This is a genomic window from Vibrio sp. 970 (assembly GCF_033339075.1).
This window is the reverse complement of the sequence record NZ_JAWOTW010000193.1, coordinates 1-812: the sequence shown is the minus strand read 5'-3', so window position 1 is coordinate 812 and position 812 is coordinate 1. Positions and strand designations below refer to the sequence as shown.

1 protein-coding gene is annotated in these 812 nt (G+C 47.9%); it reads right to left on the bottom strand.

The window, feature by feature from the left end; translation table 11 throughout:
• Nucleotides 1–198: 198 nt before the first annotated feature.
• Nucleotides 199–812, bottom strand: a 614-nt coding sequence (locus R7Q11_RS25625; protein ID WP_225466932.1) for an ABC transporter ATP-binding protein, incomplete at its 5' end; no start/stop codon positions are given.

The window sequence follows — 812 nt, the reverse complement described above, 5'->3', positions numbered from 1 at the left end:
CGGAACGTGTTCTTCAACAGTTTAAAGACTTCTTGTCTCTATAACTGACCTTGTGCCCGCTTCGAGCACAATGATGAGAGCCGACGCTGTCTGGAAAAGGCGATCATCAACAGGAGAAGAGCACTTGCCCGGCATCACTGCCGGGCTTTTTTGTGTCTACAAATCGAGAATGGATTCGCAATCCCGTATGCAGAGGCATTAAGTGAACGCTAGCACGCCTTGAGTTTCGATCTTCACAGCAACACGCTCACCGATATGAAGCGGCTGTGATGCGATAGCCAGTAGACGATCACCATTAGCATCAATCACATAACGACAATGATCACCCATGAAGTGCTGCTCAAGCACAGTGACCGCACTGTCTTCATCCGACTGAATTTGGACATGTTGTGGTCGCAGTAGTAATGAACAAGCAGATTGCATTTGAATCTCTTGCTGCGCACTCGCCTCAACTACACCAATATGGGTTTCGTATTCCGTATCTGAAATGCGCGTTGCGGCTAGGTAGCTACCACCACCTAAGAAGTCTGCAACAAACTTGCTCGAAGGTTGGTAGTAGAGTTCTGAAGCCGTGCCGTATTGCTCAATAACACCGTGGTTCATCACCGCCATTTTGTCGGCAAACGCAAATGCTTCTTCACGACTGTGAGTCACGAAAATCGCTGTAACGCCTTGTGCCTTAAAAATCTTACGGATCTCGCTGATTAACTCGTGACGAACCTGAGTATCAATATTCGAAAACGGTTCATCCAAAAGCAGTAAATCAGGGCTGTAAGCCAGAGAACGGGCAATCGCAACGCGCTGTTGTTGAC